The organism is Flavonifractor plautii ATCC 29863, assembly GCF_000239295.1.
GTDB classification, from domain to species: Bacteria; Bacillota; Clostridia; order Oscillospirales; family Oscillospiraceae; genus Flavonifractor; species Flavonifractor plautii.
On the sequence record NZ_JH417643.1, the window covers coordinates 1 to 19607 of the forward strand.

Genomic DNA, 19607 nt, shown 5'->3' on the forward strand with positions numbered 1-19607 from the left:
TGGGGCAATTCACCTTCTGCCCACATCGGCCCGCGTTCCCGCTTTCTGTCATGCTCCGGGTTGGGCGCACGGCCGTAGGGGCGGCCCTTGTGGCCGCCCGCCGTTCTAGCCGGGTTCCCTCCCCTCTTCCACCTCATGGAGGGCGAACGCCAGAGTCAGATCCCGGCCTCCCTGGCCCATGCCGTAGTACATCTCCGGTGTCCAGTGATGCTTGTGGAACAGGTAGTAAACCAGCTCCAGCTCTGTGTCGCCGCCCTCCGTCAGGCGTTTTTTACTTCATCAATGGTGATGCGGCGGAACCCGCACAGCCGCTCCACCGCCCGGCTGAGATCCTCGATCTCGCCCGGCAGCAGCATGGCCTTCACCGTCTCGGCCGGGGTGGCTCCGCCGTACTTCTCCTTCAGCTCCTTCGCCTTCAGGTCGGGTTCCACACAGCCGGCCAGCAGGATATCCAGCATTGGGTCGCCCGCCACCGAATCCCGGATGCTTTTTACCTTTCCGTAGGGCAGCGCCCTCAGCTTGAATACCACGTCCGTGCCCAGCGCCTCGCTCAGCCGCTTGACGCGGTACTCTGCCGTGGGCAGCTCCTTCTGCACATTGGGCAGCTCCGGCCGAAGCAGAAGCGCCAACAAATCCGTCCTTTTCTCTTCCATGTCACTGCACCTCAATCTGATCCAGGTATTCGTAGTCGCTGAAGGTGAAGGGGGCGGTCACCGAGCCCACGGCGGCGGCCTGCCAGTCGGCCAGGGTCAGGTCGTCGAAGCTGACGTCGTAGAGTGCCACCCGCTCCGCGCCGTAGCTGTCCGGGTCCCGCAGCTTGGAGATCACCGTGAAGCGCCGGTCCACGCCGCGCTTGATGCCCTCCATCCTCTGGGCGAAGCCGGAGTCCACCTTGTGCATCGTCAGGCTCCCGGTGCCGCTGGCGTTCATGGCCTTGTGGGTGGTCATGAACCGGCCGCACAGGTTGACGGTCTCCTTGTTCAGCGCCACCTTGGCCTGACAGGCGGAGACCTCCGCCACCTTCTCCCCGTCGATCCACAGCTCGCCCCAGGTGCCCGAAATGACCCGCCTGGCGCTGTCAATGGTTCTTGCCATAGAAATCCGTCCTTTCTGTCCTTTATCCGGCCGTCTGCCGGTTCGGTTCCCTGTCTGCCTGTTTGAAATATCCGGTCAGATACCACTCCTCGGCCCGTCTGGCTTCCTCCTCCGTCATTTCCGGGGGCAGCGGGATGCTGCCCCCGCCTGGGAAACTCCAAAGCCCGCTCTCCGGCTTCCCTTCCAACAGCAGGCGGAAGGTCTCCCGCCCCCGCGGCGTCACCAGCGTCTGCACGCCTCCCTTTCCCGTTTCCCGGTCAAACCATTCCTTTACCTCGAAGCATTCGTTGTTGGGCCGCGTGGCATAGGGTAGCAGTTTCCCGCTCTTCCCCCGGAACAGGTACCGGTTTTCCAGCAGCCAGCGGATGAATGCCTTTTCCCCCACGCTCAACAGCTTTGCCGTCTCCCGCAGGCTCAGAAGCAGGTTCCGCTCCACCAGCTCGTTGAAGTAGTCGATTTTGGGCTGCTGAACCGCCAGCTCCCTGGCCAGGAGGGCCCGGTCCCGCTCCGCCACCCTGCGCCCCTCCTGCTCCTCCTTCAGCCGCTGGGCCAGCCGCAGCAGGAAGTCCGGGCTTAAAAGCGCCTGTTCCAGTGTGTGGGGCGTCATGTACGCCCCGTGCTTCCGGACAGCGGGCAGCACCTCTGCCGTCACCCACCGCCGGAACTTCTTCGCCCCCGGCAGCTTGCTGGACAGCACCAGGGAATACAGGCCGCTCTCGTTGATGATGGTCATGTTTCTGGTCTGGCTGCCGTCGTGAATCCCGACGGTAGCTTTATCCTCGTCATCCACGTGCCGATCGAGCGCATCCCGCGGATTGCTGTACCCCAGCGCCTGGGCCACATCTTTACCCACCAGCCAGGGCTCCCCGTCGAGTTCGACGGTGCGCACCGTCCCAAACTCCTGGTTCTCAAAAATCTGCATTTCCTTCATAATCTCCGGCCTCCTCCGCCGGCTTCCATGGGTTATGTGTCCTCTTCTGTTTCTGTCCTCTGATGTATAAGCATTCGCACCAGCTCGCCCTGCTCCTTCTCCATGTCACAGACCTCATGAAGAATCACACCGAGCATGGTCTGGATATCCAGCGCGTGAGACTGGATAAGCTCACGGTAAGGGCCGAACATCCCCTTCTCCCGGATGAAAAATCCCAACTGGGTGTCCACCGCGTCCACGAGAACCCGCAGCGTATCAAACCCGGCCCGCACGTCCTCCGCTTTCCCCTTCGCCGAATCCACCATGATAAAACCCTCCTGTTGCTTTTCCGTTGCCTGCCGTGCTATAATAGCCCCGGAGACGAGTTTTGGGGTGGGGCCGGGTCTCCCCGGCCCCCGGCCGTTACTTCGGCCAGACGCTTAACAGCGCCTCATGCAGTGTGGAGAAGGACGTTCCGCCGCAACTCCACGTTCCATTCTGGAACCGCATACCCTCGCCTCCTTCCGCCGCCCGCGTCACCGGGCGGCTTTTATTTGTCTTGGGGTTGTCCCCCTTGACGATGCTAGTATACTACGTTGCGCAACGTATTTCAACTGACACTCTCCACAACATTGCGCAACGTATTTCGTGTATTTTGCTACGTTGCGCAATAGGCTGAGGCATAGTATACTAGGTTTGGGAGGTGGTACTTTGGCGGAACGAAAGGCCAAGTGGCAGAACGACTATATAGCTCGCACCTATGATCGGGTAAACCTCACCATGCCAAAAGGGCGAAAAGAGGTCATTCAGGCGAAAGCGGATGCCCAGGGCGAGAGCGTCAACGCCTATATCAACAAAGCCATTGAACAGCGCATGGAGCGGGAGGCCGGGGAGTAATCCCCGGCTTTTTCGCGCTCCGGGCGGTGCTACAGGTTGTCCACGGAGAGCTGGAAGTCCTCCATGGCGTCGACGAAGCGGCCCCCCACCCGGACAAAGACCCAGCTCCCGGTCTGATACTCCCTGATTTCCTGTGCGGTCATATCCGCCGTCTCAATGCCCTGGGAGCGCATCCACTTTTCTTGAGCCTCCACGTCGAGCTCCGCCCAGCTCTCCCCGGAGGAGAGCACCCCCTGGCCCTCCAGCTCGGCCAGGAAGGTCTGGATGGCGGTCACCAGGACGCACTTGTTGTCGTAGGTGTTGGCGTACCGGCCCACATACTGGTCCTGGATGGTGGTGCGCAGATAGTAGGTGAGGAGATCCATCCCCTCCACGATCTTGATCTTGCTCCAGTCCGCCTTCCCCGTGGCGGGGATGGTGGTCAGGGAGTTGACGCCCCGGGCGATCTTGGCCTTGACGCCGTCGTGGATCAGGATGAGCTTGCCCGCTTTGATGGCCGCCGCCTGCTCCTGCGTGGAGCGGGGCGTCACGGCGGTCAGCTCCGTCAGGGGGGCGTAGGTGGCCGACATGCCCGCGGGGATGCCCGCCAGCACACCCGCGATCCGGCTGGCGTACTCCCCGGCGGTGTAGGTGGTTTCCCCCTCCGCAATGGCCCCGTCGGTCTCGGCGAAGTCGATAATCCCCATGTCGTCCGGGGCCTTGGCGGCGTTGGGCTCCACCAGCTTCTCGGTGAAGTAGGCCGCCCTCCGGTCCTTCACCCACTTCTCCAGCGCCGTCAGCTCGGCGGCCGTCGCGTCGGGCGGCCCGGCCAGGTAGTCCAGCGTCAGCCCCTCAATGCTCTTGAGGCCCGCCTCCAGGGCGGTGGTGTCCTCCGTGCCCGTGGCGATGACCACCGCCACCACCTTGCTGGGGCCGCCCCGGTCGCTGCCGGTGAACGCCCTCCTGATGTAATTCTGGTTTTCCTGGCCCAGCTCAGCGGGGATCAGCGCCGCGCTGGAAAGCTGGTGGACGCCCTGGGCCTTGGCGTCCCGTACAAATACGCCCACATAGCCCTTCTTGCTCCGGTTGGCCGCCTGCTGGGCGGCCGCCTGGAAAGTGATCGTCAGGCTGGGCAGCCCGATTGTCGTCGCCATCGTATCATCCTCTCTTGCGTCAAAGCGCAGTTCGTTCGATTGCAAAGTGCTCCATCTTTGGGGTGTCCGCCGCCTCCGGGTCCTGATAGCCCGGCCGGGCATCCATCCACTGGAATACGGCGCTCACCTCGGCAAAGTCCGGGTTCCCAAGTCCACGGTTTGCCTGCACCGTCAGGGCCCGGTCCTCCACCTGGAAAAAACCTTGGGCAAACAGGCCCATCACTGTGTCCTGCCGCTGGTTCAGCGCCTTCCGGCTGCTGTCATGGTAGGCGTCCGCCTCCACATAGCAGGTGACCAGAAGGGTCACGCTGCGGCGTACCAGTCCGATGTTGACATCGGATTGCTCCGCCTTCTGGCACTCCAGGGTAAAGGAGGGCCGCCGGAAGTCCTTGGGAAGCTCGTCATAGTAGACCGGCTCTCCCGGATAGAGGCGCTTCAGCGCCGCCTCCACGGCGTTCATCAGCGTATTGGTTGTAAGCATCTCAATAGTCCACCTCATCCGCAATCCGGCTCAGCACCCGGTCCGCCGCTTTCAGCGCGAGCTCCAGCGCCTTCGCCTTTGTCCAGCTATAGAATTGCCGGCCCTTGACATATCCGGCGGCTGAGGCCCGCGTGACTCCGGCCCGCCCCGCCTGGTTCCACGACCGGCTGCTTCCGGCCGCCGGCCTGCGGGTGCCGTGCCCCCGCTCCAGCCACCGGGTGACCTGCTTTTTGGACACGGGCTTTCCCTTCCAGGTATGCTGCGTTTCCTCCACCCTGGGCTGGGCCGTCCCTTTTCCGGGAGAGAGGGCCGCATAGCCGCCCTTGCTGCCCACCCGCAACTCCTGCCAGGTGCGCACGGTGCCCTTGGCCCCATCGGCCAGCTCCGCCGCGCCGATTTGCGCGTTGAGCTCCCTCTGGACGGCCGCGCCGGCCTCTTCCACTGCCTGCCGCCGTGCGTCCGGCACTGCCTGGAGGAGCTCCTCCCAAAAGCGGTTGAACCGCTCCAGCCGCGCCCGGTCCATACGCGCCGTGCTGCTCACAGGTCCACCGTCCTTCCGATCTCATACTCGTTTTTAAATTCATCCAGCTCGTGGGGCGCCAGGATCTCCCACAGCGCCCCACGAGCCTCTACGAGCCCGCCGGGCGGGAGGGTGACGGCCTTGGGCGTCACCAGAACCAGCCCCAGCTCGTTGACTGACATGGGCCACTCCTGGCCGTGCCGGACATACTTCTCGGTGAGCACCCCCGGAAAGGTCTGTACCACCGCCTCCCGCTCCGCCATCTGCCGCACCGTGTCCACCTTGACCACCGCCGCGTCCACCTCCAGGTGGTTGCGGCCCATGGGCACGATGGAGGTCAAAAACAGGTGGGTATCGCCCCAGCGGAGGGCGTGGTGGAGGGTGAGGGGCTGCCGCCGCACGATCACGGCGGCGTCCCTGGCCCCGATGCCCACCTTGGAAAACAGGTTGGTTTTCGGCTGTAACGTGATGGAGGCCCAGGTCCGCCGGGCGGGCACCCACTCCCATACGCCGGGCGCGGTCTCCCGCAGCTCCAGCACCTGAACCGGCTGATTCAGCTTCCCGGCATCGATGTAATCTGCCATTGCCTCACACCTCCCCAGCCCCGGATGTGTCCAACTTGGACACATCCGGCTCCGTCAGCTTGAGCTGGGTGAGCAGGCGCCGGAAGGCCGGGTTGTCATTGACAATCGTGCCGGTTATCGTGGCCTCCCGCAAGTCGAAGTCCCGCAACACCATGAAGTTGACGCACAGGTCGTACTGGGCCCGGCGGGGGGTGCCCTCCTCCGGCTCAGACACCCCCGCCTGCTCCAGGTAGCCCACCGCCGCGTCGTACAGCCCCTCCAGGGTGAGCAGCTCCTCCGCGGTTGGCTCCTCGATGCGGCAGTAGGCCAGCAGGCTGGCCCGCCGCGCCTCACTCAGCGCCATAGGTTAGCCCCCCGCCTCAGCGATCGTGGCCTTGAAGGCCGCCGCCTTGTCCATAGCCACCGCATCCAGGCGGCACAGGCCGCGGATCTCGTAGCTGTCAGTGGCCCAGGCGTCGCCGCCCACGTCGGTGGCCGCCACTTCAATGCCCTTCCGGACAAACAGGGTGCCCAGGGCCTTGAAGCTACCCACATAGATGGGGTGCTTGGTGTCCTCGTCGGGAATCAGGTCGTTGTCGCCGTAAACCACCCGGCGCCCGCTCAGGCGGTACACATTGGGGTCCGCGGGGTTGGGCACCAGCAGAGACCGCCCGTTCTTATCCTCCCAACTGTCCATCTCGGCATAGCCGTTCTGGTTGGTCAACAGGGTGGCCACCATACTGTGGGCCGTGTTAAGTTTGGTAATCATGGCCATGCGCAGCTCCTTGGCCTCCTTGCCTGCCGTGAGGGGTACTTCGGTCTCCAGCCCCTTTAGCAGTTCCAGCAGCAGGGTGTTCTTGGTCAGGATGTACTTGGGCCCGAACCAGCCGGCCAGATAGCGGAGCAGGCCGGCGGTATTGTCGCTGAGCAGCTCGGAGGAGACGGGCAGCCGGTCTCCATACTTATCCACCGTATAGGTGACCTTGGAGAACTTGGGCTGGTCGTCCTTGCCGATGGTGCCCATCTCCGCAATCTTGGGCAGAGGCTTGCGCTTGCCCTGCTCCACGGCCCGCCAGCCGCTCAGGCTGCGTACATTTTCCACCGCGAAGAACTGGCTCAGATCCACATACTCCTTCTCGTATTCGTGGATCATGTTGTCAAAGTCCTGGGGTACCAGGAAGCCGCCGTCCGCCCCTTCAGGGGAGCCGCCGGTCTCAGTCAAAGCCTTGGCCAGGGGTTCGTAGCCCTCCATACCCCATACCTTGTTGACCTTTACCCCATTGCGCAGGGCCTTGGCGAAAGCAGTGGCATACTCGTTGCTCCGGCGGATCTCGTCGATGGCCGCGCCCTTGGCCTTCTCTTCATTCTTGGCCTGGAATGCCTTGCTGCGCAGCTTCATGCCCTCGTCGTCCTCGGCAAAGCGGCCCTCCTCGGCCAGCTGGGCTTCAGCGGCGTCCAGCTCCTGGTTCATCTTGGACACTTCGCCCATCAGGGCCTTGTGGCCGTCAAAGTCCTTCTTGGCCAGCAGGGCCTCGCCCTCCTTCAGCTTCCCGGCCCGCTTGGCCTTCAGCTCCAGATATTCCTGATACGTCATAGCTCTGTTCCTCCATATCTCATGTTTTCCTGTTCCTGTCTGGCTGCCGCCAGTTGAAACACCTCATCATCCCCGGCATCCTCGGGGGACTCCTGGCCGCCGTACCGCTTGCTTTTCACGATACCGGCGCCCGGCTGGGCTGGGACGGGCAGGAGGGACACCTCATAGGCGTCCTTTGCCCCATCCAATTCCATCACGCACAACCTGCCGTCATACTCCCGGCCTGGCCAGTGCTGGCAACATGCCTGTACCTGGTCGGCTCCGCAGATGGAGCAGAGCGCCCGCTCCACCGCACAGCCCACACTGCACTCCCGCAGGATGCCGCTCTCAATGGCGGTGATGGTGGACGCCGTCTGCTCTGTCCGGGGCATATAGCACCGCAGGACCAGCCGGTGGACGCTCTCCGCTTCCTCCACGCCGGCGGCGTAGATCCGGGCGGTCTGGGTACCGGCGGACCACTTGTGGTCCATCAGCACCGGCCGCCCCACAAACAGGGGAGCCAGGCCCTCCAGGGCCGCCAGGGTAAACCGCTCATTATCCCGGTCCACCTGGTCATCACAAGCCGCCAGCCGGAAGGTGAACACCTCATCCGCCGCCAGCTCCCTCAGACTCTGCTTATTGATGAGGGCCAACTCCTCCGGCCCTACCGCCTGCTGCTGTACCACAGCGGCCTTCAGGATCTCATTCATTCGGCTTCTCTCCTTCCTATGCCGGTGGGGTTCCTTGTCCACCTGGTTTTTCTTCCAGCGGCGGCTCCCCCGGGATACCACCCGCTGTCTTTCCCAGTGCGCGGATGATACTCAGGATGCGCCACAGTTCCAGGGGAACATAGTTCAAGCTGGAGTAGTATTCCTGGCCACCAGGGATAGCCGGAAGGTCGTCCAGCGCCCGGATCTCGTCCGAGCAGTAGGCACCAACCTCCCGCATGGCCTTGAGCCAAGCCGCCTGTGCAGTGGTATCACCCCGCAGGAATACCTTCATCTCCCGTTTGATCCGCAGCCCTTTGGCCCGCTCTCCTGGGAGCAGCAGCTTGTAGGTGTCCTCCTGGCCCCATTGGGTGTCGTAGCCCATCAGGGTATAGGTCACGTACTCGATGCCGTTCTGCTCGTTGCTCTGGTAGCTCTGCTTGCCGGCGTAAGCCAGGTGCAGGGGCACCCCGAAGAACCGGCACACATCCGCCACCCGGATCTCGCTGCTCTCCACGAACTGGGCGTCGGTGTTGTTCATGGAGATGGGCTGATACTTCAGGCCCATGTCCAGGATCGCCACCTTGAAGGCATTGCCCGGCCCGCTGTGGATCGCCTCCCAGGACTGCCTCAGCTGGTCCTTGGGATCTATCTTCACCGTGGTGCCGTCCTCCAGCTCCACCTCGTACTCGTCGCCCAGGTCCGTCTCCGTGGTCAGGATGCCGCTGGGCTGGCCGCCGTTGCGCCAGATGCTGTTCTCATACAGCTGGGCCGCCCGGGCAGTGTCCAGGGTCAGGGAGGCCCGGCGCAGTACGCTGATCCCCTCCAGGCCGTCCTCCGAATATGCCTTGTAGTGCAGCATATCCTCGCACCGGATGCGGGTCACCTCGCCGGTGACCGGATGGGTGAAGAGGTACCACACCTTGCCGGACAGGTCCAGGTGCATGGACACATAGTCCGGAGGCAGGGGGATCAGTTCCATGGGCAGGCCGCTCCCGGCATCCCGGTAGATCCAGGCGTAGGCGTTTCCCCGGAGGAGCTCGTTGCACATCAGCAGCCGCCGGAAGTCGAAGGGGGTCATGGCCTCGTTGGGCCGCTCCCACAGCACCCGGCCCAGATGGTGATCCGGCATCCGCTTCTTGGTTCCCTCCTCCATGATGTAGACAGGCAGCACCGCCATGGAGGTGGACAGTAGCTCCACGCACCGGTTGACTGTGGAGATCTTCATGGCCCGATCCCGGCTCAGACCGACCAGCTCCTCACCGCTCAGCCAGCCCTCCGGGTTATCCAGGGTCAGGAGCCGGCCGACGCCGGCCAGCCCTTTCCGAACGGCACTCGACTTCCCGGCCCGCGCCAGTCCTTTCCGCAGGCTCATTTCTCCTCACCCGCTCCCCACAGGGACAGCACCGCGCCGGCGATGGCCAGGCTGCCCCCGGTGATCAGGCCCGCGGGCAGATAGATCATTCCTGCCCCCACCGCCACCACGGCGGCGCCGCCCACCAGCACCAGCTCGCCCAGGTGCTTTGCCAGGCAGTTCACAAGATTCTTCATGTCTCCTCCTCTCCGGCCATCGGCCTACAGGTGATAGTTTCTCGTCCGCATTACCTCGGCCAGGTCCGGCTTCTGCTGCTCCTTCAGCATGGCAGCCGCCATGGCGATGATCCAGGCCACCGTGATGTCGATGCGGCCGCGGCTCTGGTTTTTCATGGGCTTCATGTTCTCATTGCCGTCCACCGCACACCGCACGTTGCCAAAGCAATACCGGGCGCAGGTGTTGTGCTCATGGAGCATTTTGTGTTCCCGGATCAGCAGTTCCAGCTTCTTGGTGGCGGGGGACATCCCCAGCATGGTCTGTGGGATGGTCACCAGCTCCAGCGGTTTCCCTCTCTGTCCAGCCGTCATCAGCCGCTGAGAGAGAGTCCACGCCATGGCGGCGTCCAGGCCCAGGAGCTCAAGGCGGAACATGGCGGCCGCCTCACGGATGACCTCCTCCACCCGGCTGTAGTCCACGATGTCTCCCTCGCACAGCTCCACGAAGCCGGCCCGCTCCCAGTCCCGGTAATGGCTGTGGTCGTGCTTCTCCGCCTCGTCCACGCCCTCCTCCGGCCGCCAGGCCCAGAACAGGGTCACCCAGGTGTCCAGCCCTGGCTGGGGAGGGAAGATCAGCACAAAGGCCGTCAGGTCGGTACTCTTGGACAGGTCCAGCCCGCCATAGCACCGCTTCCCCCGCAGGAACTCCCGTACCGCGCGGCGCCGGTCCGGGGCTTTCAGGTTTCGCCACTCCGGCCGGTTCCATTGGGTCTTGTCATACAGTGTCAGTGGAATCCAGCTCACCGCCTTGGTGGAGATCCACTGGTTGAGCCGCAGCCAGCGGAACAACTTTTCCGCCGCTTCGCTTTTTTTGGCTGCCTGAGCCTCCAGCCGCAGAGCCCGCAGGGTCAGGTGCTCGCCTAGGGAAGGATTGCACTGGTACCACAGCGCCTCGTCCCAGATGTCCACCTGGTCCAGGTCGTCCGAGTCATCCCCGAACATGGCGGTCAGTCCGTACAGCACGGGAAGCCAGTTGCTCTCGTCTTTGGCCAGCAGCGTGGCCTTGGCCTGCTCCAGATCCTCGTCGGCGGTATGCCGCAGGGACAGGATCTGCCTGGGGTCTCCGCCCTCGGCCTCGATGGTTCTCAGCCGCCGGGCGTCCCGGATGGCCACGGCCTTCTCATGGATCTCCCAGCCGATGCTGCCACGGTCCGGGTCATCGCCGGCAGTGGTCAGCACCAGCCACACAGGCTGAGTGTGGGCGGCGCCGGCCGCGCCGGTCATCACGTCCCACAGCTTCCTGTCAGGCTGGGCGTGGAGCTCGTCGAAGATCACGCAGCTGGGCTTGTAGCCGTGCTTGGAATAGGACTCCGAGGAGAGCACCTGCATCAGCCCCACGACAACCCAGCGCAGGCCGCCGTTCTCCGCCTTCACCTGCCGCCGGTACTCGATCTTTTTCTGGGACCGGATGATCTTCAGTTCCCCGCGGGCGATCATTCTGGCCGTCCAGGGGGCGGTCTCCAGCATGAACACCGCCGCCCGGAACACAATACTTGCGTTGTCCTTGTCCGCGGCGCAGATATAGACCTCCGCGTTCAGTTCCCCGTCCCCAAACAGGTGGTAGATTCCCAGAGCGGCGGACAGCTCGCTCTTACCGTTCTTTTTGGGGATCTCCAGAAAGAGATACTGGTATCGTCTCAGAAGCCGGTCCGACTCGCTGTCCCACTCCATCGTGGAATAGAACTCCATCAGCGTCTCCCGCTGCCACCGGTAGAGGTGGAAGGGCTTACCCGTGTCTGTGGTAGGCAGGCGCTCCACAAAGTCGCAGACAAACTGCCCGGCGGTCTTGTCATACTGGATCATGCCCCGGCCAGCGCCGCCTCCTGGCGTTTCTTCAGGAGCTGAGTAAACTCGTCTTCGTCACCCTCGGTCCTGGCCGCGTTGACCATCACCTCCGGTACCACCAGGCGGCAGCGCGAGGTGATGGACAGGCCCATAGCCTCGGCGCACTGGCGGCACTGCTTGAAGTAGGACCCCTGCACACCCGTCCACTCTCGGGCCAGCTTCTCGTCCTTTTTCCGGATGGCGGCAGAGGCCAGCTTATCGGCCCGTACCCAGCGTTCCCTGGCCACCAGGAATTGGCCCAGCACATCCCGGTCCAGCTCTGTATACAGCCCGGCCGTCCGCAGGATCTCGCCGATCTCCCGGAACTCCTTGTGGAACTTCTTCCCCAGCCACCGGGGCGGCACAGCCTGCTCTGGCGAGGGGACATGAACCTCACGGTCCCGCCGGGCGTCCTCCTCCGCCTGGCTCAGATGCTTGCGGCCGTTGGCCTTCACGATGTCGGTGGGCTGCCGTTTTCCAGCCATTGTTCTCACTCCCTTGTCGGTGTCCAACTTGGACACATTTTCCGCCGGCCAATGGGGCCTGCTGGGTGCCTGCAGGCCGTTTTCTCGGAGCCGCCGGCCCCGGCATCCCCGTGGGGAGAATCTGCTGTGTGTACCGGGCCGTGCGGTCTTGCTTCAATTTCCCCAAACTTTTCCAGGCCGGGGTATGGGCTGGCAAGCCTCCGGCTTGCCGTGCGCGGGCAGGTCCGTTGCGCGCGCCCAAGCATCCCGTCGGTCTCGCCGATTCCGAGCACTAAAAATGCCCCCGGTTTTGCCGTTTTTCCGCCGCCATTTCGAGGGCAGTCTTGCGATCGTGGCAGGACTTACACAGGCTCTGCAAATTGTCCCGGTCGATAAAGCGGGCCCAGTTGCCCCGGTGGGGCTGGATGTGGTCCACCACCGTGGCCCTGGTCCGTATGCCCCGTCGGGCGCACTCCCGGCACCATGGTTCCCGCATGAGCTGATTGGGCCGCAGGTCGCCCGTCCAGACGGGCAGACTGTACCAGCCGTGCCACTGGGCGGACACCCGGCGCCCCGCCCGCTTGGGCTTATGCCTGGGGCAGTATCCCTCTCGGGTGAGCTCCGGGCATCCTGGGTGCCGGCATGGTCGGAGCGGCTTCATGGCCACGGGCTATCACCTCCGGGCAAAACAAAAAGCCAGAGCCCGACCACATCCCACGCTGGGATCATGTCGGGCTCTGGCTCTCAAAGCACTGGCCTCTGTCGATGTCTACCGTTACACTGCGCTTGCAGTTTCGGCAGTAGACAATGAGATTGTGCGCCGCAGTGTCGCGCTCCACTCGGAGCAGCCGCTTGCGGCAGGACGGACATTTCAGCCATCCGTCCTTCACGATTAGTTTACCACACTCGCCTCTGTTTTGCAACTTTTCCATGCATTTTCTACCTCCTCACGGACTTGTTACCACTGGTTTCCAGACCGAATAAAGACGCGAGGGCTATTTTCTTTTCCGCCTGCGCGGTGGCCTGGTTCCTTTCTTCTCCTCCTTCTTCCTTATTGGTAAATAGTATTTCAGCACGACAAACTCGCCAAACTCGTTTCGCACGGGTGGCGGTGCGCTGAGGATGACTGCTCCGGGCGGCGCGGCCACCGTCAGGTTATCCTTGACGATTTCACTCTCCACCTTCGGCTTTTTCAGCCCAAGGGAGGCCGCCCAGTTCCGCGCCCCCACCTCCGGCTTGCCCAGCTCCCTGGGCTCCTTGGTCAGGTACTTGGCCAGGGCCTCGTAGCCCTGCCATGTGTCCAGGGGCTCCAGCTCCACCTCACCATAAGGCCAAAGGGAGCGGAGCACATCCAGATCCGCCCCGGTTCCGTTGATTATCAAGTGGTGGTGGAGCCGCCCGCCCTCGGAGCTGAGTTGCTCCGTCACATATATGTACTTGAGTTCCTGCCCTCTGGACTTCCGCACGGCCCGGAGTTGGGGCAGCATCTTGCGCACCCGCTTCACCGCCGCCTGCCGGTTGGCCGGAAGGTGCTCGTCGTCATAGGTGAGCACCACGTGGAGGTCTCTCCGCCCGAAGTTGGCGGCCAGCAGCAGCTCCAGCCGTTGCCAGGAGCGGTTGGCGTTAATCGTCATCTGGGCTGCGCTGGAGATCTCACGCAGTGCTTTTCTTTCCCGCTCTGTGCTGCGGGGTGTTGGGATGGTGTAGCACCCAACAACCACCAGGCGCCCCGCCGTGATGGTCTTGAGCCGCTTTGCCATCAATCCACACTCTTAGCCCGGGCCACATGGTGGGCCGCCCATGGCCCGACGACAGACTGGCGGAGAGCCAGCACCTTGTCCCGGGTCAGCTTGTCTACCATGCGGCCCACGTCGCCGCACCCGTCCAGGTAGGCCAGCCGCTCCAGGTGCCACAAGGTCTGCGCCTTCACCAGACAGCGCAATCTCCGCAGGTCCTTATTTTTCATGTTGAGTTTCTCCTTTCCTTCTCCCGGGCGCTTGCACGCCCACATGGCGGCATCGTGCCAGTAGCAATTAGCACAGGTGCGCCGGTACTCCTCGATACGGACGCAGTCTCCCATGCTTATCCCCCATTTGTGTCCAACTTGGACACACCCAGCTTGCCCAGGCCGGCGTCGATCCTGCTTCACCTGCTCCAGATCGGCCCGCAGCTTCTCGTTTTCGGCCTGGAGCGTACGGACGAGTTCAACCGCCTCTTTTGCTCGTTCTTCTCCGCATACAGGGGTAAAATTGCAAAGGATACCAAAGCATACTGCGTTTATATCCAGCTTCTCAATCTACATACTGCACATAGCGGATCAGCTCCTCCTTTGAGAAACTCCGCAGTTCTTTGATGCTGGTCTTTTTCATTCTTTTGCCTCCGCTTTGGCTCGGACTTTCTGAACTACCGATTTTAGATTTTCGATCGTGTAGCTATCCCAGCCTGCCACCCAGACCAAAAAGCCGATTTCTCGCTCCGTCAGCTCGATGTCCCGAAAAACGCCCTCAAATTCCGTAGGTACTTTCATTTTCTTCAGTCCTCCGTCGGCTCGTTACTTGCCCATACGGATCAACTGCTCGATGGCGTCGTCCCGCTCCCACGCCTGAGCTGTTGGAGAGTTGATGACCTCCAGCAGCGCCTCCATGTCCTTGAGCTTGCAGAGCGCCCCGTACACCCTGGGAGACAGGGAGGCCAGATCCACACCGGGGATACCCCACTCGCCGCTGGGTGTGGTTTGGATTATCCGCTTACTCATGGGCTGACACCCCCTCCTTCGCCGCCCGCATCTCTGCCAGCAGAGCCTCCTGCTCATAGAGGTAATGCACCTCCATGCCGGTAACAGCCTGGGCCTTCTGGCGGAGCTTTTCAAAGGCGTATTCCTCGTCCACTTCTGCCCGCATCCGCTCCAGCTCGTCCGTGTTGTCCTGAAGAGCGGAGAAAAACTTTTGCATCTGTTTCGGCCCGAAGCCGTAGGCGTCGGCGATGGAGCATACCATCAACCACATGGCCCGCTGGGTATGGGTATCCGCCTGTACCTGCACCGTGGCGTCCCGGGCGGCCTGCTCCAGCCCCCTCCGAACGGCCGCCTTGTGGGCCAGCACCTGGGCATAGGTCGCGCCCCGGGGCTTACCCGGTCCGGGGCGGTGGTGTGTTTTCTTATTCTTCGCCATTTGGGTCCTCCTGCCTTTCCCAGTCCATACTCTCAGGGAGCTGCGGGCATCGCATCCAGATCGTCACGGTCGGCGATAGCGGGAAGGCCATGGCCGCGTGCTCCCATCTCTCCTTCTCAGCACTCCACCAGTAGAGACTCCCACCTTGGGACATAGGGCCCGTGATGCACCAGTACAGGCCGCTCTTCTGCGGCTGCTCTGGCCACCAATGCCAGGGGCCGTCGTCATCGCCGCTGTCCGGCGCAGTTTCCCGGGCCTGCTTCGTTGCGGATGTAGAGGCCGCCGGCGGGCCGGTCAGCTCGTCCGTAACACCCAGCAGGTAGTCCGTGGAGCACCCCAGATCCTTGGCCAGCCGGACCGGATCACTGAAGTTCCTAGCGTTAAGGGTACTGGGATACAGCCTATCATCCTGGTCAAAGTGGCCTGCGGCCCATTCTCGCAGTTTTCCCGCCGTCATGCTCCGGCCATAATCTGAGATGTAGATGGGGGAATAATCGTCCAACCCAGCGGCATCGGCGGCTGCGGCAAGCCTCTTGGCCCGGAGCTGCACATTTTTCTGGATTTCAGCCTGGATCTTCGCCTCGCGCTTGGCTTCCCTGGCCTCCTCCTCGTCCCGCTGCGCCTTCCGGGCGGCCTTGGCCTTGGAGCACATGCGTTCACAAGCGTAGCAACTAACCTTAGCCCGTGCACAATCCAGGCAGCAGGTCTCACCCTTGCACAGTTCACCGTAGCCACAGTCCAGGTCATGCCGTAGGAATGCGTCTCCCCTCTTACATGGGCTGCCGTCTGGACAGGCAAATTTAGGCCGCCAGTCGGTGCCGTTTTGAGCCATCCCCAGCAGCTCCTCCGCCCGGCTCCCGGTGGGCAGGTTCGGCAGCATATTCGCCAGCCGCTCCTGGAGTGCGGTCTCCATCCGTGCCAGGACGTAGGCCGTCTGCTCCGGGAGCTTGTTCCGGTCGAATACCTCCAGGTACGCGGGTATCAGCCTCTCCCGGATGACCTTGAGCCGGGCCAGCTTGGGGGCGGACACCTGGCAAGCCGCCGCCACCTGATCCCGCATCCGACCGGGGAACTCATAGCCTTGCTCCTTGAGCTGGTACAGCAGCGTCTCCACACGCTGTGCCTGCTTGGACACCTCCGCCGGGCAGAGCACCCGGGTGGAGCTGTTGGCCAGGATCAGCCGTAGCTCCCGAAGCTCGGGGGATGCCTCGTCCCGCTCCACGATGCAGGGCACCATTGCCCACCGCTCCGGATCCTCTTTGGCCAGCAGTGCCAGGGCCGCCCGTCTCCGGTGCCCGGAGACGATGACGTACCGCCCGCCCTCCGTCGGCCGCACCCGGACAGGCTGCTGGAGGCCACACAGCTCAATATTCGCGGCCAAATCCTCCAGACCGATCAGCCGGTAAAAATTGCCCGGGTCAGCCTCCAGATTGTCCAGGCTGATGTACTCGATAACCTCCCGCGATGTGTCCAACTTGGACACATTTCCGGCGGTACCCACGGCGGCCTGAAAGGCGGCCGTGATATCAAACTTGGCCATTACTTTGCCGCCCCCTCTTCCAGGAACTCTGCTACAAAGGCCCGGTAATCCTGGGCCGCCGCAGAGCGGGGCGACCAGCTCACCACCGGCTCCCCCGTCCAGGTGGACTCGTCCACCTTGGGGCTGCGCCGGATGTGGCTGGCAAAGACATGTACCGGGGCCTGCTCCTGGAGCAGCCGCTCCCCCTGCTCCACCGTGTCCGAGCGGTACCACATGGTGGGCAGGCAGCCCGCCACATGCACGTCCGGGTAGATGCTCCGCAGGCGGTCAATCTGGGCGGTCAGCTCATTCATCCCCCGCACACTGTAAGCATCCACTTTGATGGGGATGACCACGTCGGTGGAGGCGGCAATGGCCGCCGCGCAGGCCGGGGACAGCGCGGGTGGGCAGTCAATCACGATGCAGTCGTAGGCGTCAGCCTCCGCCACCGCGTCCCGCAGGTCACGGATGGCCCGCAGGTTGGGCCGCTCCCCCTGGAGCAGATCCACGTCCAGGTTGCGCAGCTCGTCGTCGGCCGGCAATACGTCCAGGCCCCGGATGCTGCTGTGATACAGCAGGTCGTCGTAGTAGGCGTCCGGTATGGTCAGCAGCCCCGCCAGGGTGTTGTACTCCCCCGGCGGGAGCAAAGACTGGGTGGCGTTGGCCTGGGGGTCTGCATCAATGAGCAGCACCCGCTGGCCGTACTCGGTGGCCAGGATGGCGGCCACATTGACGGCGGTGACGGTCTTTCCGACGCCGCCCTTCAGGTTTACAATGGCGATTGTCTTCACGTTTATTGTCCTTTCTCTGTCTTAAAATTTGAAGCTCTCCCGCAGGATTCCCCGCCCGGTGTCCACCCGGACGGTGAAGTAGCGGTGGGCGCGGTTGATGTACTCAATATGCCCGGTCACCCGCCGGGGGATGGTTTTTGTCTCCTTGCCCCCAATTTCCGCGCCGAAGGCGGCGGGGACAAAGGTGTAAGCCTCACCGATACGCATATGGGCTCCTCTTTCCCGAGGTGGCGCAGCGCCCACGCCAGGGCCTCCGCCACCTCCTCATGCTCGGCCCGGCGGGCCGCGTCCACCCGTGCCAGGGCGGCATGCCGGCGGCACTCCGCCTCAATCAGCTCCAGCCGCCGCTTCTCCATCTGCACGCCCTCCTTCCGCTTACGGGAACGGGTCCTCTCCGCCCTCCGGCAAATCCACAACTGCCTGACGCCCGCTCAGCGCCCAGCCGTACACCTTGTCCGGGTTGCCTGTCCCCGACTTGTAAAACCGCTTGCTTCTTCGCTCGAAGTTCAGGCCAATGCTCCGGCCCCGCTCCCCGAAAAAGCGGTTTTTGAGGATCGTAAGCACCGAATCCTGCTGGCGGTCCTCCCGCTCCTCCTTCTCCAGGACGTAGACGTTGTCCGCCAGATTGGTCACGTCCCCGATGCCGGCCACCTCGTCCGAATCTGAGATGCGGTCAGTTTTGCGCGGGTGGGCGACCAGATGGACGTGGACGTTGTTATCATGGGCAAAGGAGGCCAGCTCCGCAACAAACTCCGATTGCGCCCGGTAGAAGTCCCGGTCGTTCCCCCGGAAGCGGGCGGTCATGAGGTTGTCCACCAGGTAGACCTTGGCCCCATAGCGCCGGTAGGCGTAGCGGAACACCCGCAGGATGTTGGCTGCATCGTGGTAGGTGCTGGTGCCGATGTCGTAGAGCAGGAACCGCCCCCGCCACCACTCGTCGATCATCTGCTGGGCGAAGGGTGTCGGATGCGGAATCTCCCTGCCGCTCAACTGGTCTTTGCGGATCTGGAGGTTTTTGGGGCCCGCCGCCTGGAGAGACGCCCAGTATTTGAATTTCCAGGCGGGGAGCTCACCGGAGTAAGCGCACACCGGCTGTCCCTGGTCGATGGCCTCCAGCAGAAACTGGTCCAGCAGGGTGCTCTTGCCCTCGCCCCTCTTGCCCGTCCAGACGGACAGCTCCCCCATGACGGCCCCGCCCGTGGCCCGGTCCAGGTTGGAGATGCCGAAGAGCACCTTGTCCAGTTTGGACACGTCCGGCGCGCTTACGTCCGCCAGGTCCAGGAGGCCGTAGGCTGGGATCTCCACCGCCTCCAGGAGCATCCGCTCCACCGCCCGCAGTCCGCAGGTGGCCCGGAGGTCCCGCACGGAGTTGCACCGGCAGAAGCCCTTGTCCTCCACGGCCAGCAGGATGACATTGGGCAGGCGCTGGCGCAGCTCCCGCACCATGACCGCCCGCTTCTCCGGGTCCCCGCAGACTACCAGCACGTAGCAAAATTGGAGGAAAAATCGCTCGTGGCGGCTCAATGCCTCCCAACCCGCCGACGCCCGCAGGCATCCGGCGTTGATCTGGACGGCCAGCACGTCCTCCGGGTCAGCACAGAACCAGAACCCGGTGGGCAGCTCGGGGTTCAGGTAGCCGGGATCGTAGAGCAGCACGTCGCTGAGCTCCGGGGTGTTATTCGACATATCGTTTTGGCTCCTTTCTCGGTGGAGCAGTTGGGATGTCCTCCCAGCGTCGCCCATTTAGCCAAGTAGTTGCGTGAGGAATAAAACGGCCTCCAGCTTCCTGCCATTGTTCACTCTGTTTCTGCGCACTCAATGCTTTAAGTATTACGGCTAGGAGTTCGGGCGTTACCTTGAGTCGTTTAAATGCTTCGTAGGCCCTACGTTTGTCCACTTTCTTTGGGTAGGCATCCCAGAAAGTGTGGAAGGAATCATCTACCTCTTTCAGCCTAAGTGGGATAACCGCGTCAACTCCTTCTGGTGTCTCGGACATTTCTCCCCCTCTCAGGAGCACTACACGGATATCACATGGATACTCACGCAGTTTACACAAGCTCTTGGCCCGCACACTTTTTCTATCCGTCTCAATAGCCGCTACTATCCCATCCTTTGCCGCAACAACGCCGATACGCCCAGTATATCGGGGACTTCCGCCTCTGGATGGCACAGGAACCCCATTCTGGCAGGTATAGCCGTTCGCCTCCAGTGCCGACAGAATAGACATATCAGCCTCACGAGCATCCTCTGTTACCTCGATTGTCGAGAGAATATTCTGCAATTTTTTCAAATGCGCGATCTTATTTTCTTTTTTTATTTCTTCTTTATATTTCTCCTCCCCATTTTCAGGGATAGGGTATCCGCGCACAC

The 19607-nt window shown here is 62.9% G+C and carries 27 protein-coding genes and 1 pseudogene; 1 reads left to right on the forward strand and 27 read right to left on the reverse strand.

Translation table 11 applies throughout. The annotated features are described in order from the left end of the window. Positions 1 to 260: 260 nt before the first annotated feature. Genes HMPREF0372_RS01625 through HMPREF0372_RS01640 form a run of 4 tightly spaced genes read right to left on the reverse strand, consistent with a single transcriptional unit; the run spans position 261 to position 2331 of the window. Entirely contained in the window at positions 261 to 653 is a 393-nt protein-coding gene (locus HMPREF0372_RS01625; RefSeq protein WP_007488402.1) for a phage tail assembly chaperone, read from the reverse strand. A gap of 1 nt (position 654) precedes the next feature. After that, positions 655 to 1095: a phage tail tube protein gene (locus HMPREF0372_RS01630; RefSeq protein WP_007488403.1), complete on the reverse strand. Its 441-nt coding sequence runs from the start codon at positions 1093 to 1095 to the stop codon at positions 655 to 657. Between the two features lie 22 nt (positions 1096 to 1117). Then, positions 1118 to 2026: a BRO family protein gene (locus HMPREF0372_RS01635; protein WP_007488404.1), complete on the reverse strand. Its 909-nt coding sequence runs from the start codon at positions 2024 to 2026 to the stop codon at positions 1118 to 1120. A 32-nt stretch (positions 2027 to 2058) separates the two neighbouring features. Continuing rightward, positions 2059 to 2331, reverse strand: coding sequence for a hypothetical protein (locus tag HMPREF0372_RS01640; RefSeq protein ID WP_007488405.1), 273 nt, complete (start codon positions 2329 to 2331; stop codon positions 2059 to 2061). Positions 2332 to 2716: 385 nt separating this feature from the next. Here HMPREF0372_RS01640 and HMPREF0372_RS01645 point away from each other — a divergent pair, with 385 nt between their 5' ends. Continuing rightward, on the forward strand, positions 2717 to 2902 hold the full coding sequence (locus HMPREF0372_RS01645) for an Arc family DNA-binding protein (RefSeq protein WP_007488408.1): 186 nt from the start codon (positions 2717 to 2719) through the stop codon (positions 2900 to 2902). Between the two features lie 29 nt (positions 2903 to 2931). On the opposite strand, the gene HMPREF0372_RS01650 is transcribed toward HMPREF0372_RS01645, so the two are convergent. The 23 genes and pseudogenes from HMPREF0372_RS01650 to HMPREF0372_RS19945 all read right to left on the reverse strand — a co-directional run. Beyond that, positions 2932 to 4035 carry a phage tail sheath C-terminal domain-containing protein gene (locus HMPREF0372_RS01650; RefSeq protein ID WP_007488410.1) on the reverse strand — a complete coding sequence of 368 codons (1104 nt, stop codon included), beginning with the start codon at positions 4033 to 4035 and terminating at the stop codon, positions 2932 to 2934. 19 nt (positions 4036 to 4054) lie between these two features. Beyond that, entirely contained in the window at positions 4055 to 4516 is a 462-nt protein-coding gene (locus HMPREF0372_RS01655; RefSeq protein WP_009261032.1) for a phage tail terminator family protein, read from the reverse strand. A gap of 1 nt (position 4517) precedes the next feature. Next, positions 4518 to 5057, reverse strand: coding sequence for a hypothetical protein (locus tag HMPREF0372_RS01660; protein WP_138308139.1), 540 nt, complete (start codon positions 5055 to 5057; stop codon positions 4518 to 4520). Continuing rightward, a complete protein-coding gene (locus tag HMPREF0372_RS01665; protein WP_007488415.1) occupies positions 5054 to 5620 on the reverse strand; it encodes a hypothetical protein in 567 nt (188 codons plus the stop codon). The genes HMPREF0372_RS01660 and HMPREF0372_RS01665 overlap by 4 nt, the downstream gene beginning before the upstream one ends. 4 nt (positions 5621 to 5624) lie before the next feature. After that, positions 5625 to 5963 carry a head-tail connector protein gene (locus HMPREF0372_RS01670; RefSeq protein ID WP_007488416.1) on the reverse strand — a complete coding sequence of 113 codons (339 nt, stop codon included), beginning with the start codon at positions 5961 to 5963 and terminating at the stop codon, positions 5625 to 5627. A 3-nt stretch (positions 5964 to 5966) separates the two neighbouring features. Continuing rightward, positions 5967 to 7193, reverse strand: a complete 1227-nt coding sequence (locus HMPREF0372_RS01675) for a phage major capsid protein (RefSeq protein WP_007488417.1) — start codon at positions 7191 to 7193, stop codon at positions 5967 to 5969. Further along, positions 7190 to 7882 carry a hypothetical protein gene (locus HMPREF0372_RS01680; protein WP_007488418.1) on the reverse strand — a complete coding sequence of 231 codons (693 nt, stop codon included), beginning with the start codon at positions 7880 to 7882 and terminating at the stop codon, positions 7190 to 7192. The genes HMPREF0372_RS01675 and HMPREF0372_RS01680 overlap by 4 nt, the downstream gene beginning before the upstream one ends. Before the next feature lie 16 nt (positions 7883 to 7898). After that, the gene (locus HMPREF0372_RS01685) at positions 7899 to 9254 is read right to left on the reverse strand and encodes a phage portal protein (protein ID WP_007488419.1); all 1356 of its coding nucleotides are present in this window, start codon (positions 9252 to 9254) and stop codon (positions 7899 to 7901) included. After that, the gene (locus HMPREF0372_RS01690; protein WP_007488421.1) at positions 9251 to 9430 is read right to left on the reverse strand and encodes a hypothetical protein; all 180 of its coding nucleotides are present in this window, start codon (positions 9428 to 9430) and stop codon (positions 9251 to 9253) included. Before HMPREF0372_RS01690 ends, HMPREF0372_RS01685 begins: the two co-directional genes overlap by 4 nt. Positions 9431 to 9454: 24 nt before the next feature. Further along, positions 9455 to 11272 (reverse strand): terminase large subunit, encoded by a 1818-nt coding sequence (locus HMPREF0372_RS01695; RefSeq protein WP_007488422.1) that lies wholly within the window; start codon positions 11270 to 11272, stop codon positions 9455 to 9457. Continuing rightward, a complete protein-coding gene (locus HMPREF0372_RS01700; protein ID WP_007488424.1) occupies positions 11269 to 11778 on the reverse strand; it encodes a phage terminase small subunit P27 family in 510 nt (169 codons plus the stop codon). Before HMPREF0372_RS01700 ends, HMPREF0372_RS01695 begins: the two co-directional genes overlap by 4 nt. Before the next feature lie 271 nt (positions 11779 to 12049). Next, a complete protein-coding gene (locus HMPREF0372_RS01705) occupies positions 12050 to 12418 on the reverse strand; it encodes an HNH endonuclease signature motif containing protein (protein ID WP_039996487.1) in 369 nt (122 codons plus the stop codon). A 64-nt stretch (positions 12419 to 12482) separates the two neighbouring features. Further along, positions 12483 to 12689 carry a cysteine-rich KTR domain-containing protein gene (locus HMPREF0372_RS01710; RefSeq protein WP_007488428.1) on the reverse strand — a complete coding sequence of 69 codons (207 nt, stop codon included), beginning with the start codon at positions 12687 to 12689 and terminating at the stop codon, positions 12483 to 12485. A gap of 63 nt (positions 12690 to 12752) precedes the next feature. Then, positions 12753 to 13517: a rolling circle replication-associated protein gene (locus tag HMPREF0372_RS01715; RefSeq protein WP_007488430.1), complete on the reverse strand. Its 765-nt coding sequence runs from the start codon at positions 13515 to 13517 to the stop codon at positions 12753 to 12755. Further along, positions 13517 to 13723: a hypothetical protein gene (locus HMPREF0372_RS01720; RefSeq protein WP_039996483.1), complete on the reverse strand. Its 207-nt coding sequence runs from the start codon at positions 13721 to 13723 to the stop codon at positions 13517 to 13519. Before HMPREF0372_RS01720 ends, HMPREF0372_RS01715 begins: the two co-directional genes overlap by 1 nt. A gap of 399 nt (positions 13724 to 14122) precedes the next feature. Then, positions 14123 to 14284 (reverse strand): hypothetical protein, encoded by a 162-nt coding sequence (locus HMPREF0372_RS19550; RefSeq protein ID WP_007488435.1) that lies wholly within the window; start codon positions 14282 to 14284, stop codon positions 14123 to 14125. A gap of 24 nt (positions 14285 to 14308) precedes the next feature. After that, positions 14309 to 14512 carry a hypothetical protein gene (locus HMPREF0372_RS01730; RefSeq protein ID WP_007488436.1) on the reverse strand — a complete coding sequence of 68 codons (204 nt, stop codon included), beginning with the start codon at positions 14510 to 14512 and terminating at the stop codon, positions 14309 to 14311. Continuing rightward, positions 14505 to 14927 (reverse strand): hypothetical protein, encoded by a 423-nt coding sequence (locus HMPREF0372_RS01735; RefSeq protein ID WP_007488437.1) that lies wholly within the window; start codon positions 14925 to 14927, stop codon positions 14505 to 14507. Before HMPREF0372_RS01735 ends, HMPREF0372_RS01730 begins: the two co-directional genes overlap by 8 nt. Beyond that, positions 14914 to 16467 (reverse strand): ParB/RepB/Spo0J family partition protein, encoded by a 1554-nt coding sequence (locus tag HMPREF0372_RS01740; RefSeq protein WP_007488438.1) that lies wholly within the window; start codon positions 16465 to 16467, stop codon positions 14914 to 14916. Before HMPREF0372_RS01740 ends, HMPREF0372_RS01735 begins: the two co-directional genes overlap by 14 nt. After that, complete coding sequence (locus tag HMPREF0372_RS01745) at positions 16467 to 17237, reverse strand: ParA family protein (protein WP_007488439.1); 771 nt, start codon at positions 17235 to 17237, stop codon at positions 16467 to 16469. Before HMPREF0372_RS01745 ends, HMPREF0372_RS01740 begins: the two co-directional genes overlap by 1 nt. Positions 17238 to 17258: 21 nt before the next feature. Next, positions 17259 to 17444: a hypothetical protein gene (locus HMPREF0372_RS01750; RefSeq protein WP_039996484.1), complete on the reverse strand. Its 186-nt coding sequence runs from the start codon at positions 17442 to 17444 to the stop codon at positions 17259 to 17261. 168 nt (positions 17445 to 17612) lie between these two features. Further along, a complete protein-coding gene (locus HMPREF0372_RS01755) occupies positions 17613 to 18923 on the reverse strand; it encodes an AAA family ATPase (protein WP_155116946.1) in 1311 nt (436 codons plus the stop codon). Then, a pseudogene (locus HMPREF0372_RS19945) lies at positions 18913 to 19607 on the reverse strand (hypothetical protein); the annotation flags it as partial. The pseudogene HMPREF0372_RS19945 and the gene HMPREF0372_RS01755, both read right to left, overlap by 11 nt.